The sequence below is a fragment of the Cohnella sp. AR92 genome (genome assembly GCF_003990975.1).
Lineage (GTDB): Bacteria > Bacillota > Bacilli > Paenibacillales > Paenibacillaceae > Cohnella.
Map to the genome: position 1 here is coordinate 74726 of NZ_RZJR01000018.1, position 15506 is coordinate 90231.

Consider the following 15506-nt stretch of genomic DNA (forward strand, 5'->3'; position numbering starts at 1 on the left):
TACGCAAGTTTAAACGCCTTCGGACTCCAAAAAAAGACAGCCCCTCGCAGGGGGCTGTCCTTTAAATATCTTTATATGGCTTCCTATTGCTACAAGCGGTTAAGCTTTTGCTTTGCCGCGCTTCTCCAGCTGCCGTTCTTGCTTATCCTCGGCAGAATCCCCGGCCGTTCCGCCGGACTCCTTCTTCGGATTCGACAGGAACCAGCCCAAGGCGGCGATGAGGACGAGCACGATGTAGAACGTCGCCTTCCAGGCGCCGCTCTCGGCGAATTCGTGCGAGAGGACGTGAACGTTCTCGTGAGCCAACGTGTGGACCGCCAGCTTGACGCCGACCCAGCCGACGATGACGAAGGCTGCCGCCTCCAGCGAAGGACGGGAGTGAAGCAGCTTCACGAAGAAGTTGGCGGCGAATCGCATCAGGACGAGGCCGATGAAGCCCCCAAGGAAGACGACGATGAATTGTCCGCCGTCCATGCCGCCGATGGAGCGGATCCCGCTCGGCGGAAGCGCGACCGCGAGCGCGACGGCCGCGAGAATCGAGTCGATGGCGAAGGCGATGTCCGCCACTTCGACCTTAATGACGGTTGCCCAGAAGCCGCCTTTCTTGGCCTTCTTGGCGTCCGCGGCTTCAGCATCCTCCGGCTTGCCTCTCCTGCGGGCGAATTTCACCAGGTTGCTGACGGCGATGTAGAGCAGATACAGCGCCCCGAGCGCTTGAACCTGCCACACATCGACGAGGAAGGAGATAATGAAGAGCGAAGCCAGCCGGAAGACGAATGCCCCCGCCAACCCGTAGAACAGGGCCTTCTTGCGTTTTTTCTCGTCCAGGTGCTTGACCATGACCGCCAGCACGAGCGCATTGTCGGCCGCGAGCAAGCCTTCAAGGGCGACCAGAACGACCAGTACCCAAGCATACTCCAAGAATAATGACATATCCATTCGAATTCCTCCTTCTGTATCTTGCGTAGCGAACGCTTATCTATGCAAAAAGACCTTTACCATAGAAGCCAAGCGCGCTCAGAAGCAGGCGCCTAGCCTTCCATGGTAAAGGTCTCGCTAACAAAGTGATTTGCCAATAAAGCCGGAGACGAACGTCTCGTAATGACGACTTTATTGTAACAGCTACTCCCCTTTAAGGGTATTCGGTTGTCGGGCGGAAGCTTAGCAGCTTCCAGACTCTAACGGAATCATAAAAGATAACCGCATGCTTGTCAATCTAAATTCATCGGGATCCGATCGGACTTCTATTGGTTCAGATCCGGGCGCTTCCCGACGACGAGGAAGACGACGCTCTCGCCGATATTGGTGGCGTGGTCGGCGATGCGCTCGATGTACCGGCCGACGAAGCTCATGTGCATCGTCTGCGCGACCGACTTCGGATTGTCCGCCATGTAGGTGAACGTCTCGCGAAGGAATTGGGAATACATCGCGTCCACTTGATCGTCGTCCTTGGCCATCTTATAAGCCAGATCGACGTTCTCGTCGATGTACGACTGGATCGATTCGATGATCATCGTCCGCACGATCATCGCGATCTGCGGAAGATCCCCGATCGGCCGCAGAAGCGCCTGGCCTTCCAGTCGAATAACGACCTTCGCTATATCTACGGACAGATCCCCCATGCGTTCCAGATCGGAGGAAATTTTCAGCGCGACAAGAATCCTGCGCAGATCCTTGGCCACCGGCTGTTGGGTCGCGATAAGCTTGGCGCCAAGATCCGAGATGGTCTCCTCGATCCGATTGATCTCCGGGTCGTCCTTCACGATCGCTCTCGCCGCTTCCACGTCCAGGTTCTCCAGCGCGTTCATCGATTCCGCCAGCGCGCGCTCGACCTTCGTTCCCATCTCCACCAGCATGTTGCGAAGCTGTTCAAGCCCAATGTCGAATTCTCTGCGAGTCACCATTTTCCCAGCATCCTCCTTAACCGAATCTTCCCGAGATATAATCTTCCGTGCGCTGATCGACCGGGTTGGAGAACAGGGACTGCGTATCCGATGCCTCCACCACCTCGCCGTTCAGGAAAAACACCGTCCGATCGGAGATTCTGGCTGCCTGATGCATGTTGTGCGTGACCATGACGATCGTGTAGTTCCGGCACAGCTCGCGCGTGAGCTCCTCGATCTTCGTCGTCGAGATCGGGTCCAGAGCCGACGTGGACTCGTCCATGAGCAGAATGTCGGGCTCGATCGCGAGAGCGCGAGCGATGCAGAGCCGCTGCTGCTGGCCGCCGGACAGGCTCCAGGCCGACTTCTTCAGGACGTCCTTCACTTCGTTCCAGAGCGATGCCGAGCGCAAGCTCTTCTCGACGATCGCGTCCAGCTCCGCCTTCTTCGTTATGCCATGGAGTCGGGGGCCGTAAGCCACGTTGTCATAGATCGACTTCGGGAACGGATTCGGCTGCTGGAACACCATCCCGACCCGCTTGCGCAGGAATTCGACTTCCATGTCCGAGGAATAAATATCCTTGCCCTGGATATCGACTCTGCCCTCGATCCGCACCCCCGGAATCGTGTCGTTCATCCGGTTCAGCGTGCGGAGGAGCGTCGACTTGCCGCAGCCAGAGGGGCCGATAAAAGCCGTGATGCTCTTCTCGGGGATCGACAGGTTCACGTCCTTAAGCGCGTGGAAATCCGTGTAATACAAGTGCAGCTTCTCAATCTCGATGATCATGGGGATCCTCCTTCCCGCGCTTAACCGAAGCGTCCCGAGATGTAATCGTCGGTCGACTTCTTGCTCGGATTCGTGAACATTTTCTGCGTATCGTCGTATTCCACCAGGTCCCCTAGGAAAAAGAAAGCGGTGCGGTCGGAGACGCGGGCGGCTTGCTGCATGTTGTGCGTGACGATAACGATGGTGTATTCCTGCTTGAGCTCCGAGATCAATTCCTCGATCTTGGCGGTCGATACCGGATCCAGCGCGGAAGCCGGTTCATCCATCAGCAGAATGCTCGGCTGTACGGCAAGAGACCTCGCGATGCAGAGCCGCTGCTGCTGTCCGCCCGAAAGCGCCAAGCCCGATTGGTTCAGGCGGTCCTTCACTTCGTCCCAGAGCGCGGTCTTTCGCAGGCAAGTCTCGACGATCTCGTCCAGCTCCTTGCGGTTGCGAACCCCGTGATAGCGAGGGCCGAAGGCGATGTTCTCGTAGATCGACTTGTGGAACGGGTTCGGCCGCTGCCACACCATGCCGATGCGCTGGCGGAGCTGAACGACGTCCGTGCTCGGATCGATGATGTTCTGATCCCCGATCCAGACCTTGCCCTCGATGCGGGCGCCGGAGATCAAGTCGTTCATTCGGTTAAGCGACCGAAGGAAGGTCGACTTGCCGCAGCCGGAAGGTCCGATCAAGGCCACGACCTGCCGCTCCGGAAAATCCATGCTAACCCTCTTGACCGCATGCTTCTCGCCGTAGTAGACGGACAATTCTTTGGTATAGAAACTTTGTGCAGACATTCGTATCCCTCCTACTTGCTAGCGGTCAGCTTGCGGTACAGCACGCGTCCGAACCAACGGGCGCCAAGGTTGAACAAGAGAACCATGATGACGAGGACCGCGGATGCTCCGGCCGCGATCTCGGGAGCATCGGGCGCAAGCCCTTCGCTGTTGATCTTCCAGATATGAACGGCGAGCGTCTCCGCGGGCCGCATCGGATTCAGCGGAGAGGTCGGGCTCAGCGGGTTCCAGTCGGAGAAGTCCAGGCGAGGAGAGCTCATGCCCGCCGTGAACAGCAGCGCCGCCGCTTCGCCGAAGACGCGTCCGGAAGCCAGGATCGAACCGGTTACGATCGACGGAAGAGCGACCGGCATCATGACCGAGGTGATCGTCTTCCAGCGGGAGAGTCCGAGCGCAAGGCCCGCTTCCTTCTGTTCCTTCGGAACGCTGCGCAGCGATTGCTCCGTCAGGCGAACCATCATCGGAAGATTGAATACCGTCAGCGCAAGCGCGCCGGACAGCAAGGAATACCCGAAGCCGAACGTGTTGACGATAACGAGCAGGCCGAAAAGGCCGATAACGATGGACGGGAAGGAGGACAGCACTTCGACGACCAAGCGGATGAAGGCGGTCAGCTTGTTGTCCTTCGCGTATTCGCTCATGTAGATGCCCGCTCCGATCCCGAGAGGAATCGTAATGATCATGGTCAGGACCAGCAGGAACAACGAGTTGAAGAGCTGAGGCCCGATTCCTCCCCCTGCCTTGATCGCCTGAGGCGCCGAGGTCAGGAAGTGCCAGCTGATATGGCCGAGCCCGCGAACGAGCAAGTAACCCAGCAGGGCGGCGAGCACAAGAATAATAAGGCCTGCGACGCAGACAATAACGGCGGTCGCGATTCGGTCGGCAGTCTTGGCTTTCATCGTTTGACCCTCCTCTCAAGCATGCGGACGATAAAGACGAACAGGAAGGTCATCAGAAGCAGAATAAGCGCAAGACTCCACAGCGCGTTATTGTGCAGCGAACCGCTTGTCGTGTTCCCCATCTCCAGCGTGATGATGCTGGTCAGCGTCGTAGCCGACTCGAAGAGAGAGTGCGGGATGTGAGGCGCGTTGCCGATAACCATCTGGACGGCGAGGGCTTCGCCGAAGGCGCGGGCAATGCCGAGCACGATCCCCGTCAGCAGCGAAGGCAGCGTTGTCGGCAGAATCATCCGGTAGATCGTCTGCCAGCGGGTTGCGCCAAGGGCGTAAGACCCTTCCTTCAGCCCGTTCGGCAGGCTGCGGAGCGCGTCCGTGCCGATCGTGGTCACGGTCGGCAGAATCATGATCGACAGGACGATGGCGCCGGCTAGAATGCCGATCCCTTGCCCTGGGAATGTATCCCGGAGGAAAGGTACGACGACCGACAAGCCGACGAAGCCGTAAACGACGGACGGGATACCCGCCAGCAGCTCGATGGCCGGTTGAAGAACCGTCCTGCCGAATTTCGGCATGATCTCCGTCATGAAGACGGATGCGCAGAAGCCGAGCGGTGCGGCGATCAAGGCGGCAAGAACGGACGTCGTGAAGGAACCGAACAGGAACGGCAACGCTCCGAACAGCGGAGGCTCGCCTTCCGGCTTCCATTTGAGGCCGAACAGCATGTCCTTAAGGCTTACTCCCTGCGAGATGAATGGAGCCAATCCTCTAGAAGCAATGAAGTATACGATGGAGAAAATCGTTACGACGAGCAGGAAGACGCAGAAATAAACGAACACCTTGCCGCGCGCTTCCTCAAGAATGTGCTTTCTCCACTTTTTCGGCTTATTCGGAGAACCGTTCTGGCTTTTCGTTGCTGGTAAATTCATGCATGCCTCTCCTTTAACGGCAAGGAGAGGCGCACTTGACGTCCGCCTCTCGCCGCAGTAGATCGTTTGATCTTCAGGGTTGTTATTCGATTGGTTCGTTGTCGGCTTACTTCTGGGTTACGGTGCCGGCAGCGTCGCGCTCAACTTTCATCGCGGATACCGGAACGAACCCTTGCGTAACCACTTCGCCGTTCTGAACTTCATCGCTCAGGATGTAGTCGATGTAAGCTTGGGAAGCGGGCTTAGCGTCGCCCTTCGTGTACATGTGCTCGTATGCCCATACCGGATAAGCGTTCGTCGTGACGTTGTCCGCCGTAGGTTCTACGCCTTCATACTTCAGAGCGACAATGGAATCGTCCAGGTAAGAGAGAGCAAGGTAGCCGATCGCTCCAGGAGTTTCCGCTACAAGCTTCTTAACCGTACCGGAGGAATCTTCTTGGATGGAGCCTTGCAGGTCTTCCGTCTTCGTGCCGAGAGCGAACTTCTCGAACGTAGCGCGGGTACCGGAGCTCGAAGGACGGTTAACGATCGTGATCTTCTCGTCTGCGCCGCCGACATCCTTCCAGTTCGTTACCTTGCCCGTGAAGATGTCGACCAGTTGCTGCTTCGTCAGGTTGTCTACGCCGGCGTCCTTGTTGGCGACTGCCGCCATAGCGACAACCGCTACTTTATGGTCGACGAGTTCCGCTGCCTTATCGGCGTCGAGCTTCTCTTCGGCGAAGATGTCCGAGTTGCCGATATCCGCTTGGCCGTCGGATACTTGGGAGAGGCCCGTGCCGCTGCCGCCGGCTTGGATCGTTACGGAGACTTTCTTGTATGCGTCAAGAGTCATGAACGTGTCCGCTACGCCTTGCGCCAGAGGTTGAAGCGCCGAGGAGCCTACCGCGAGAACCGAACCGCTGACGGCTTCGGCTGCCGGAGCCGATCCGGAAGGAGAAGAACCCGAGTTGGAGCTATTGTTATTGTTGTTGCCGCAAGCCGCGAGCGAGAGGGCGAACACCAGTGTAAGGCTCGTAAGCAATGTTTTCTTGAATTTCATTTGTTAAATCCCCTTTCCTTCATGCCAACCTATTTTTTTGAGAGTATGATTCCGGCTAATGCGACAGGGCGACATCGACTCGTCAATGACTCGTATTGACTTGTCTGTTTGGCTTACGTTTATGATTCTAACTGCCCTGAGTAAATGCTATGTTTTCGTTTTGTAAACTCAATGTAAAATATCAAATCCATTAACAATCAAAATGAACGGCTCCTGCCGTTTAGTTGCGAGACTAGCCTCAGCATTTGCTGCCGAATCTGCTCGGTGATGCCGCTTGCCTCGTTGGAGGCGTCCGTCAGCTTGACGGTATCCGCAAGGTGGTTCGAGCTGATCTCCCATAGCTCGCCGAACGTCATCTCCGTGCTCTGGACGCTGCGGACCCCTTCTACGGCGCCTTTCCGGCCCTCGCGGACATCCGCCGCCGTCGCTTCGGCCGCTTCGACGATATTGGCCAGCTGGCGGTTGATTTGCTCCGTGGATTGCTTCGTTTGGTTCGCCAGCTCGCGAACCTCTTGGGCGACTACGGCGAAGCCCCGCCCGTGCTCCCCGGCTCTGGCGGCCTCGATCTGGGAATTAAGCGCCAGCAGATTGCAGCGATCCGCTAGCTCGGAGATCAATTTGGTAATCCCGAACGCCGCCGCGGTCCGGTCCAGCAGCATGGCTACCGACTCTTCCTGGCGAATCGCCGATTCGTTCCACAGCCGGAACAGATCGAGCGTCTTCTTCAGGTCTTGCCTCCCGCGCTCCGTCATCTCCGCGATTCGATCGCTGCTCTCCCTCGAATGCTGGGAAGTCTCCGTTACCTTCACGACCGCATGATGAATGTCCGCGATCATCCTCTCCGTGCTGCGGACGGTTCGGATCTGCCGATCGGAAGCTTCGCGCTGCAGAAGCCTGGAGAGCTGAAGCAGGTCGCTGACGGTCAGAATGCCGATCGCCTTGCCTTGGCGAGTCATGATGACGGCGTCATACAGAGTCTCCTCGCTTCGCGACATCGCGCCGTCGATCAGCTCCTGAGGGAGCGCATCCGATTCGGCGATCATCGGGGCTTCGTCCATTAGCTTGGAGATCGGCTTATCGCCGAACAAGGACGGACCGAAACGGGAGCTGAGCATTCGGAAAAATTTATGCTTCATCATCAGTCCCGTCGGGCGCTGCTTAGTATCGCAGACCACCACGCACTCCAGATCCCTGCGCTCGCGGAACAGCATCTCGACCTGCCCGCAGCTCTGGCTGTGGGGAATGACCGGGCAGCTCCGAATCCACTCTTCCAGATGAAGCGAGGGCATCGAGGACTCCGCTAATTTGGCGTCCGGCTCAAGCGCAGCTTGAGAATTGGAAACGGCAGGGCTTGGCTGTATCTTCGGCATGTCGGCGGCGATCAAGCTCTCCGGCATGCCGGCAGTCGGTTTGTCCAATAACAGACTCATCTTTGTATCCCTCCAGGTATTCCCGTCCCGCGAACGGTCCGCGGGCGAGAGTCTATGGTTTGATACTAGCATCGGCTTGTCAACCGTCCGTACGAGCATTGTTCCATCTATGTAAACTTTAGTCTTTAAGCCCTATTCGCGCATGACAAAAAGGCGATGCAGGAATGTCCTGCATCGCCTCGTTTCGAGTTGTTTCTTCTATTATATATAGTAGAAAAGTCGGGGGAGTTGCCTATGCCCCCTGGGAGATTGGAGAGATCCGCTTCGGGTCGTTCGCTCCCGGCTGCACGAAGCTGGATTCGAGCGTATCGCCCCAAGTCAAATCCCGGTCTTCCACGAACTTGGTCAGCTTCGTCTCGAAGAAGGCAGGGTTCTGTTCCCATACGGCCTTGTCGACGGTCAGGGTGAAGTTCCCTTCCTTGTCCGGAATCGTCACCGTATACGCGACATCGGAAGGTACGTTAAGACCGGCCAGAATTCCCGTGTACATCGCGCCGTTGGACGTGATGGCTTCCAAGGTAGGCGGCTTATCGACAATCTCCGTCCCTTCCTTCGGAAGCGTGATGTTGATCAAGACGCTCGTATCGTCCGGAATGTGGAACACCTTTCCTTTGGGAAGGGTGTATCGGGTCGTGCCGATCGTGACCGTGAGGTTCGTTCCTTCGTCCGATTCCGGCAGGTAGAACAATTGGTACGTGCCGTTCTCGTCCGTCGGAGTCGACTTGCCGAAGCCTTCGCCTTCGTCGCGGTCGATCCACACTACGGCGTCCTTCACCGGGTTGCCGTCCGCGTCTTTGACAACGCCGCCGATTCTATATTTATCCACCTGGAAGAAGGAGATGACATCGCCTTCCTGGGACTTGATTCTCGCGTTGACGACAACCTTGCCGGCGTCATCGGCGGAAGGCTGGACGTCCTTGACCTCGATCGGATAGTTTACGGTGATAAAGGTCGACGTCTTCAGCAATTCCGCGGAGAGCGATTGATCGACAGGGCTTCCGCCGATCGTCGCATTGTCGAGCGATACGACCTTGACTTCCGTATCCATCAGCAAGCTCTGGTCGATGATTATCTGGAAGGAACCCGACTCATCCGTCACGATATCCTTCTTGCTCGTTCCCGCGTGAAGAACCGCGTTCTGTACGGGGGAGCCTCCGACGACAAGCTTGCCTTGGACCGTCGTATTATGAGAGCCGTCCTCCTCCCATTGCTTCAAGTCGAAGGAGGTTTGGCTAATATTCAGATTAATATCTCCGCCGACGGCAACGCTTGCCGTGGCGGAAGCGATCGGCGAAGAGCTAGCCGATCCCGATGCGGAAGGCGCCGCTTCGTTCGAATTGTCGGAGCATCCTGCCAGCGCTGCCGCGAGCAGAATCATTGTCGAGATGATGGACCACTTCTTCATGTAACCGCTCCTTCCGAATATGCAAGAAGGGGCAGGCTCCATGACGGAGCCTGCTCCCGAATGCTTATTCTATCGATTATTTGGAGTGAGCGCTGCCGGTGTCTGCCGTTCCTGCTGCGCCTTGAGTCTTATCGCCGCCGAGCCCGAAGACGTAAATCTTCGGCTTCGTGCCGCCGGAAGTGAAGGTGATGTATTCCTTGCCGTCTACCGTGAAGATAGCCGGAGCGGCTTGAATGTTGTCGCCGGCAACTTGGAAGGTCCACAGAATCTTGCCTGTCTTGATATCCAGGGCATTGATCTTGCCTTCCAGCTCGCCGAAGAACGCCAGGCCGGTATCTGTGCTGCTCAGGCCGCCGCGTTGCGGGCTCGTCGTCTTGATCTGGTAAGCTTGCTTACCGGTGTTGACGTCGATAGCGGTAACCGTGCCGTAGCCGGTTTCTTCGTTCTCGGCTGCTTCATAGCCGGTACCGAATGCCATTGCGCCCGGGAATTCCGTCTTCGACCCTTCTTGGCTCGTAGCGGATTTGACGACGACGCCTTGCTCTACTGCAGGGATAAGAACGTAGTTCGTAGCCGGATCATAGGTTTCCGGAGCGTAGTTCTCGCCGCCGAGAACGCCCGGATATACCGTTACGCCTTCCGGAGTCGGAGTCGGGTGCGAGATTCTCGTGAACGGAACTCCGTCCCACACGACATCGCCGGTAGCCGCATCCCATGCGAACCATTGTCCGGATTTGCCGCCTTCGACGACGATCTTCTGTTGCTTGCCGTTTACGGTAGCGTTCAGGATCATCGGGGAAGCCGCAGCATCGTAGTCCCACAGGTCGTGGCTGACTTCTTGCTTCGCCCAAACGAGCTCGCCTGTATCCGCCTTAACCGCTACGACCGAGTCGGTGTAAGGGTTGTCGCCAGGACGGGACTCGCCGTAGAAGTCAGGAGCCGGGTTGCCGACTGCGAAGTACATGATGCCGGTCTCTTCGTCGATAACCGGAGGGCACCAGACGGCGCCGCCGCCTTGGAAGATGCTGTTCGCGAGCCAGCCTTGGCCCTTCGGAGGAACGGTCCAGAACGGGCTGTCCCAAGCCGGTGTCAGGTCGCTTGCCTTGAATGCCGCTTCGAAGCCGCGAACGCCGTTGTCGCCGCCGCTGCTGCCGACATAGATGTTGCCGTTGTAGAACACCGGCGCGGTCGTTTCATAATATCCGTTCTCGATCGTAACGTCCGGATAGTAGTCGCTTATCTTAACCTTCTTCACCAATTCGCCGGTCTTCTGGTCAAGCGCTACGATCTGGCAATCGATCGTCAGCATGAATACCTTGCCATCGCCTACCGCTACGCCGCGGTTCGCGATAATGCCGGCTTTGCTGTAGTTAGCCGCTTCTTCTGCCGGCGGCTTCCAGTGCCAGATTTGATTGCCGGTAACGGCATCGAAAGCGAATACTTGGTTGCCGGAAGTCGTGATGTAGATAACGCCGTCGATAACGACCGGGAACGATTGGTTGCCGTTCTTGACGTCAGCGTCCAACGTCTTCAGATCCGCGGACCATACGACGCCAAGGTCGTTAACGTTGTCAGCCGTAATCTCGGAGAACGGCACATGACGATTGCCCGCGAGCGTATAGCCGAACGAACCCCAGTTCTCAAAGTTGGTTCCCGTAACCGTAGCGCCGGCGGAAGCCGATGCCGATGCGGAAGCCGATGCCGACGGAGAGGCCGAAGCCGATGCGCTCGGTGCGGAATTATTATTATTGTTGTTGCTGCACGCCGTAAGCGCGAGGCTGGCTGCCAAAACGCCGCCGATAACCGCGAAAGAAGTTCTCTTCACAGGCAATTCCTCCTAGTATGATAGATGATGTGCGTATTGCCTTCCCCCTACTTAAGTCCTCCTTAAGCAAGAGCGCGAAACAAATACCCGCTACCGAACAGCAGCGGACTTGCATGGAATGACCCATTCCTTTTAATTGCATGTTGCGGACTTGCATGTTACCTCTTGCGACAGGAAAGCTCACTACTAAGACGTTCACAAGCAAGTTGAATGTTACTCCTCCATTTTTGTTCCGTCAACCCTTTTTTGTCGAAAATTTGACAATATCCCCATTCTATTCGGCAGAAAATCTGTCGAAATTTGCATTTTGGTGACGAAATAATGTTTTTTTACTTAGAAAGAATGAAATAATTGAATTAAGGGAAACTTAAACATTGACGATCGAATAAGGATAGGCGTATAATCGACAGTCGACAGGACAAGCTTGCTAGTAAGATAATACCTACAGACAAACAGGGAGGATCAACATCATGAACAAGAAGTCTTATCTCTTTCTCGCGCTAGTCGCGATCGCAGCCGTTATCGCGCTGAGCGCATGCGGCAACAACAACAACAATAACTCCAACGCTTCCGGCTCCCCTTCGGCTAGCGCCAGCGCTCCGGCAGCAGGCGGCGAAGCTAAGGAAATCACGCTTAGCGCTAAGAGCTTTGAATTCGATCAACAAGATATTCAATTGCATGTTGGCGACACGGTAACTCTGACGTTCAAGAACACCGAAGGCAACCACGGCGTTGCTATTCCGGATCTGGGCATTAACCTGAAGAACGGCGAGTCCAAGACCTTCACGGTTGACAAGGCTGGCAAGTATGATTTCAACTGCTCCATCCAATGCGGTTCCGGTCATGACAACATGACGGGCACGATCACGGTATCCTAATCGATATCTTGATGATGGGATAGAAAACCGGCATAAGGGAACTCCCCTTATGCCGGTTTTTGTTATTTCAATCATCCGTTTGGCGGTCTCTTATGCTTACCTATGGGGCTTCATCAATATCTACTTATTTCTTCGATCGGTGCCGATCGCTCTTACTCGTTCTGCTCATTGAACGACACGGCTAACCGCTACCGGCTAACGTCTAACGGAAATAGCAGCCCCTTACATGCCCAAAATAGAGCTCTTTAAATTCTAACGGAAATATGCGACGCTTAGAATGCATTTTAGCCTCGATAAGTGTAGTTATCGTCAAAATAAAGGCTCTGGCTTCCCTTAGAATTCAGAAGGCACCAATCTGGGCCTGTAACGGTCTCAAATTTCCGTTACGATTCGGAATATCCATAATTCCCTAGCCCCCTAGTCGAACCGGGGTTAGCTTTTACGCAAAGAAGAGGCCGTCCCATAATTCATAGACTTATGGACAGCCCTGTCTTAAGGTTAGCGATTTAGATTTTGGAGGGATGTGTCTCCTGCCGGTTGCTGGTGCCGCCGTGAAATCGGATTGGGTAACCCCGTAACAAGGGAATTTCACGTCGGCAAAAGCAATCGCTTCGCTCCTCTAGGAGACACATGCCCTCTTCTTTGTATCGCTTATTTAAGAAAAAAACGTTCCCCAAGACGCAAAGAAACCGTTCTTTGGTAAAATGGAGGTACCACCCAACCATTTACGAAAGGAACGGTTTCTTTGTACATTCACTATACCATGGACCAACTTTGCCTGCCAATGGACCTTGAGGAAGACATCCCTCCTCACCATCTTGTTCGTGTCGTCAACGAAGCGGTCAATCGTCTGGACGATCAGCAAGACCGATCCGGATGCGACGTTCATGCGCATGAAAGAGGATCACATGCGAAACGGCCAGCTCAAGCCGGGCTACTACGTGCAAATCGGGACGGAAGAGCAGTTCATTATCGGATACAGCCTGCATCAACGTCCAACAGACACGCGCTGCCTCATCCCTCAAACCGCTCTTGTTAAGCTGCCGGGAACGGTCATTGCAGACGCTGGATATGGCGGAGAAGAAAACTACGCTTATCTGGAAGGCGAGCAGATCGAAAGCGTGGTCAAGTGCAGCACCTACCAATATCTGCAGTACAAGCAGCAAGCGAAGGAGAAACTCCGGAGCGAAGAAGGGTATGCGCTAGCCGTCAAGCGGATGATTGAACCGGAGAGCGTGTTTGGACAAATAAAGAATAATCGGGGATTCCGGCGCTTCCTGCTTCGCGACTTGCCAAAAGTGAGCTTAGAGGTCGGGTGGCTTTCGCTTGCCCATAATCTGCTCAAGAAAGCGGCATTTGACGGAAAACGAACAATGACAGCGCAGGGATAAGTCTCCCTTGGGCTGTCATTGTTGATTTTAATCCATTTTTCTAAAGCAAGCTGTTCTCAAAGTGCGCTAGGACTTACTTTTGAGACAGCCTCTTCTTTGCTCTTATACCTCTTCCACGCTTACCCAAGTTCCGCGTTCGATGGACAGATCGACCGCTTCCAGAACCTCTTGGCAACGGACTCCGTCCGCGAAAGTCGGAGTGAATGGCGTTCCGTTCGCCAGATGCTGCACGAATTCGTACGCGATGTGCACGAAGCCGTGCTCATAGCCGATGATGTGCCCGGTCGGCCACCAGTTGCCGGCATACTTGTGCTCCGGCTCGGTTGCCAGCACGCGGCGGAAACCTGCCAGCTCCGGCTCATCCTCGCGGAAGTACACTTGGAGCTCGTTCAAGTTCTCCAGATCCCAACGAATCGTTCCCTTGCTGCCATGGATCTCGAAAGTGTTGTGGTTCTTGCGGCCCGTCGCGAAGCGGCTCGCCACGAAGATGCCCATGGCGCCGTTCTTGAAGTCCGCCAGGAAGGCCGTCGCGTCGTCTACCGTCACTTCGCCCTTCTCGGTCGAAGATGCCGTTCCCGACAAGCCGGCGGAGTTGACGAGGACCGGACGCTCCTTGACGAACGTGCGGTTGTGGCCGATGACCCGGTCGAACTCGCCGATCAGGAAGCGCGCGAGGTCAATGCTGTGCGCGTTGATGTCGCCGTGCGCGCCGGAGCCGGCGATCTCCTTCTTCAAACGCCAAGCGAGCGGCGTCTCCGGATCGACGAGCCAATCCTGAAGGTAGGTCGCGCGATAATGATGAATCTCGCCCAGCTTGCCGCTGTCGATAATCTTCTTCGCGAGCTGAACCGCCGGCAGGAAGCGATAGTTGAAGCAGATGCCGTGCTTCACTCCCGCTTGCTCCGCCGCTTGAAGCATCTCGCGGGCGTCCGATAGATTCAGCGCGAGCGGCTTCTCGCAGAAGACGTGCTTGCCTTCGGCGATAGCGGCAAGCGTGATCTCCTTGTGCGCATCGCTCGGCGCGTTGATATCGATGAAGTCGATATCGTCGCGTTTGACCAGCTTGCGCCAATCCGTCTCGTAGCCTTCCCAGCCGAACTTGTCCGCCGCGGCTTTGACGCCCTCCTCGTCCCGGCCGCAGATCGCCTTCATGACGACCTCCGCATCCGGCTCGAAGAACATGTTCACTTGCTTATAAGCGTTGCTATGGGCTTTGCCCATGAATTTATAGCCGACCATTCCGACGTTCACTTTCTTGCTTACGCCCACCACATCTCACCAGCGCTTTCTTTGAGGATAAGTCCGTTCAGGAAGCTTGCCGCTTTCGTGAAGCCTTCGTTTACGCTCATCAATCCGTCCTCGTGCTCGATGCTGATTGCTCCGTCATAGCCGATCACGCGAAGCGTGCTGACAAGAGACTTCCAGAACTCGTCGTCATGCCCGTAACCGACCGTGCGGAACACGAAGGAACGATTCAGGATATCGCCGTAATGCTTCGTATCGAGCACTCCGTTCAGGGCCGTGTTGCGGGCATCGATCTTCGTATCCTTGGCATGCACGTGATAGATGGAATCTCCAAGCGCCTTCACGCACTCGATCGGGTCCATGCCCTGCCAGAACAAGTGGGACGGATCGAAGTTGACGCCGATATTGTCGCCGGCTTCGCGGCGCAGCCTTAGAGCCGTCTCCGTATTATAGACGAGGAAGCCGGGATGCGATTCGATCGCGACCTTCACCCCATGCTTGCGGCAGAAAGCGGACTGTTCCTTCCAATAAGGGATGGCGACTTCGTTCCATTGCCATTCGAGCACCTTGAGGAAGTCCTCCGGCCATGGGCACGTTACCCACGAAGGGTACTTCGAATTCGGCGATTCTCCCGGGCATCCCGAGAACGTAATCACCGTGTCGACTCCAAGCTTCTCCGCGAGCTGAACCGTTGCGACGAAGTCGTCGTGGTGTTTTTTGGCTACGCTTTCATCCGGGTGCAGCGGATTGCCGTGGCAGCTGAGCGCGCTGATCGTCAAGCCGCGGGATTCGACGGCTTCTTTAATGCGCTTGATTTGAGCTTCATCGTTCAAAATGGCAGCCGCATTCACATGCGCGGTTCCCGGGAAGCCTCCCGTACCCAACTCGACGGCCTGGATCCCGGCCGACTTCGCGGTATCCAGAGCCTGCTCCAACGATTGCTCTCCGAACAAAACCAAGAAAACGCCAAGCTTCATCAAGATCACCTTGCCCTTCGGAAATAATGTGGTTCTTTATGG

At 56.0% G+C, this 15506-nt stretch carries 13 protein-coding genes and 1 pseudogene; 2 read left to right on the forward strand and 12 right to left on the reverse strand.

Annotated elements, in window-relative coordinates:
* Positions 1–99: 99 nt before the first annotated feature.
* From ELR57_RS24440 to ELR57_RS24485, 10 genes are all read right to left on the reverse strand, one after another.
* On the reverse strand, positions 100–939 hold the full coding sequence (locus tag ELR57_RS24440; protein ID WP_192896613.1) for a TerC family protein: 840 nt from the start codon (positions 937–939) through the stop codon (positions 100–102).
* 305 nt (positions 940–1244) lie between these two features.
* Positions 1245–1904 (reverse strand): phosphate signaling complex protein PhoU, encoded by a 660-nt coding sequence (phoU, locus tag ELR57_RS24445; RefSeq protein ID WP_126961945.1) that lies wholly within the window; start codon positions 1902–1904, stop codon positions 1245–1247.
* Positions 1905–1920: 16 nt separating this feature from the next.
* A complete protein-coding gene (gene pstB, locus ELR57_RS24450; protein WP_126961947.1) occupies positions 1921–2670 on the reverse strand; it encodes a phosphate ABC transporter ATP-binding protein PstB in 750 nt (249 codons plus the stop codon).
* Positions 2671–2690: 20 nt separating this feature from the next.
* The gene (pstB, locus tag ELR57_RS24455; RefSeq protein WP_126961949.1) at positions 2691–3449 is read right to left on the reverse strand and encodes a phosphate ABC transporter ATP-binding protein PstB; all 759 of its coding nucleotides are present in this window, start codon (positions 3447–3449) and stop codon (positions 2691–2693) included.
* An 11-nt stretch (positions 3450–3460) separates the two neighbouring features.
* A complete protein-coding gene (gene pstA, locus ELR57_RS24460; protein WP_126961951.1) occupies positions 3461–4348 on the reverse strand; it encodes a phosphate ABC transporter permease PstA in 888 nt (295 codons plus the stop codon).
* The gene (gene pstC / locus ELR57_RS24465; RefSeq protein ID WP_126961953.1) at positions 4345–5274 is read right to left on the reverse strand and encodes a phosphate ABC transporter permease subunit PstC; all 930 of its coding nucleotides are present in this window, start codon (positions 5272–5274) and stop codon (positions 4345–4347) included. Before pstC ends, pstA begins: the two co-directional genes overlap by 4 nt.
* 106 nt (positions 5275–5380) lie before the next feature.
* Positions 5381–6313, reverse strand: a complete 933-nt coding sequence (locus ELR57_RS24470) for a phosphate ABC transporter substrate-binding protein (protein ID WP_126961955.1) — start codon at positions 6311–6313, stop codon at positions 5381–5383.
* A 197-nt stretch (positions 6314–6510) separates the two neighbouring features.
* A complete protein-coding gene (locus tag ELR57_RS24475; protein ID WP_158630152.1) occupies positions 6511–7743 on the reverse strand; it encodes a methyl-accepting chemotaxis protein in 1233 nt (410 codons plus the stop codon).
* A 232-nt stretch (positions 7744–7975) separates the two neighbouring features.
* A complete protein-coding gene (locus ELR57_RS24480; protein WP_158630153.1) occupies positions 7976–9148 on the reverse strand; it encodes a carboxypeptidase-like regulatory domain-containing protein in 1173 nt (390 codons plus the stop codon).
* A 76-nt stretch (positions 9149–9224) separates the two neighbouring features.
* Positions 9225–10973 (reverse strand): pyrroloquinoline quinone-dependent dehydrogenase, encoded by a 1749-nt coding sequence (locus ELR57_RS24485; protein ID WP_158630154.1) that lies wholly within the window; start codon positions 10971–10973, stop codon positions 9225–9227.
* 470 nt (positions 10974–11443) lie between these two features.
* On the opposite strand from ELR57_RS24485, the gene ELR57_RS24490 reads away from it, so the two are divergent.
* Both ELR57_RS24490 and ELR57_RS24495 read left to right on the forward strand, forming a co-directional pair.
* Entirely contained in the window at positions 11444–11851 is a 408-nt protein-coding gene (locus ELR57_RS24490) for a cupredoxin domain-containing protein (RefSeq protein WP_126961963.1), read from the forward strand.
* Positions 11852–12711: 860 nt separating this feature from the next.
* Positions 12712–13242 (forward strand): annotated as a pseudogene (locus ELR57_RS24495) (transposase); the annotation flags it as partial.
* Between the two features lie 102 nt (positions 13243–13344).
* On the opposite strand, the gene ELR57_RS24500 reads toward ELR57_RS24495, so the two are convergent.
* Positions 13345–14481: a Gfo/Idh/MocA family protein gene (locus ELR57_RS24500; RefSeq protein ID WP_126961994.1), complete on the reverse strand. Its 1137-nt coding sequence runs from the start codon at positions 14479–14481 to the stop codon at positions 13345–13347.
* 20 nt (positions 14482–14501) lie between these two features.
* Positions 14502–15464 carry a sugar phosphate isomerase/epimerase family protein gene (locus ELR57_RS24505; protein WP_126961965.1) on the reverse strand — a complete coding sequence of 321 codons (963 nt, stop codon included), beginning with the start codon at positions 15462–15464 and terminating at the stop codon, positions 14502–14504.
* Positions 15465–15506 lie beyond the last annotated feature (42 nt).

Coding starts and splice junctions, on each gene's coding strand:
- ELR57_RS24440 (WP_192896613.1), bottom strand. CDS start 939: ATGGATATGTCATTATTCTTGGAGTATGCTTGGGTACTGGTCGTTCTG.
- phoU (WP_126961945.1), bottom strand. CDS start 1,904: ATGGTGACTCGCAGAGAATTCGACATTGGGCTTGAACAGCTTCGCAAC.
- pstB (WP_126961947.1), bottom strand. CDS start 2,670: ATGATCATCGAGATTGAGAAGCTGCACTTGTATTACACGGATTTCCAC.
- pstB (WP_126961949.1), bottom strand. CDS start 3,449: ATGTCTGCACAAAGTTTCTATACCAAAGAATTGTCCGTCTACTACGGC.
- pstA (WP_126961951.1), bottom strand. CDS start 4,348: ATGAAAGCCAAGACTGCCGACCGAATCGCGACCGCCGTTATTGTCTGC.
- pstC (WP_126961953.1), bottom strand. CDS start 5,274: ATGAATTTACCAGCAACGAAAAGCCAGAACGGTTCTCCGAATAAGCCG.
- ELR57_RS24470 (WP_126961955.1), bottom strand. CDS start 6,313: ATGAAATTCAAGAAAACATTGCTTACGAGCCTTACACTGGTGTTCGCC.
- ELR57_RS24475 (WP_158630152.1), bottom strand. CDS start 7,743: ATGAGTCTGTTATTGGACAAACCGACTGCCGGCATGCCGGAGAGCTTG.
- ELR57_RS24480 (WP_158630153.1), bottom strand. CDS start 9,148: ATGAAGAAGTGGTCCATCATCTCGACAATGATTCTGCTCGCGGCAGCG.
- ELR57_RS24490 (WP_126961963.1), top strand. CDS start 11,444: ATGAACAAGAAGTCTTATCTCTTTCTCGCGCTAGTCGCGATCGCAGCC.
- ELR57_RS24500 (WP_126961994.1), bottom strand. CDS start 14,481: ATGGTCGGCTATAAATTCATGGGCAAAGCCCATAGCAACGCTTATAAG.
- ELR57_RS24505 (WP_126961965.1), bottom strand. CDS start 15,464: ATGAAGCTTGGCGTTTTCTTGGTTTTGTTCGGAGAGCAATCGTTGGAG.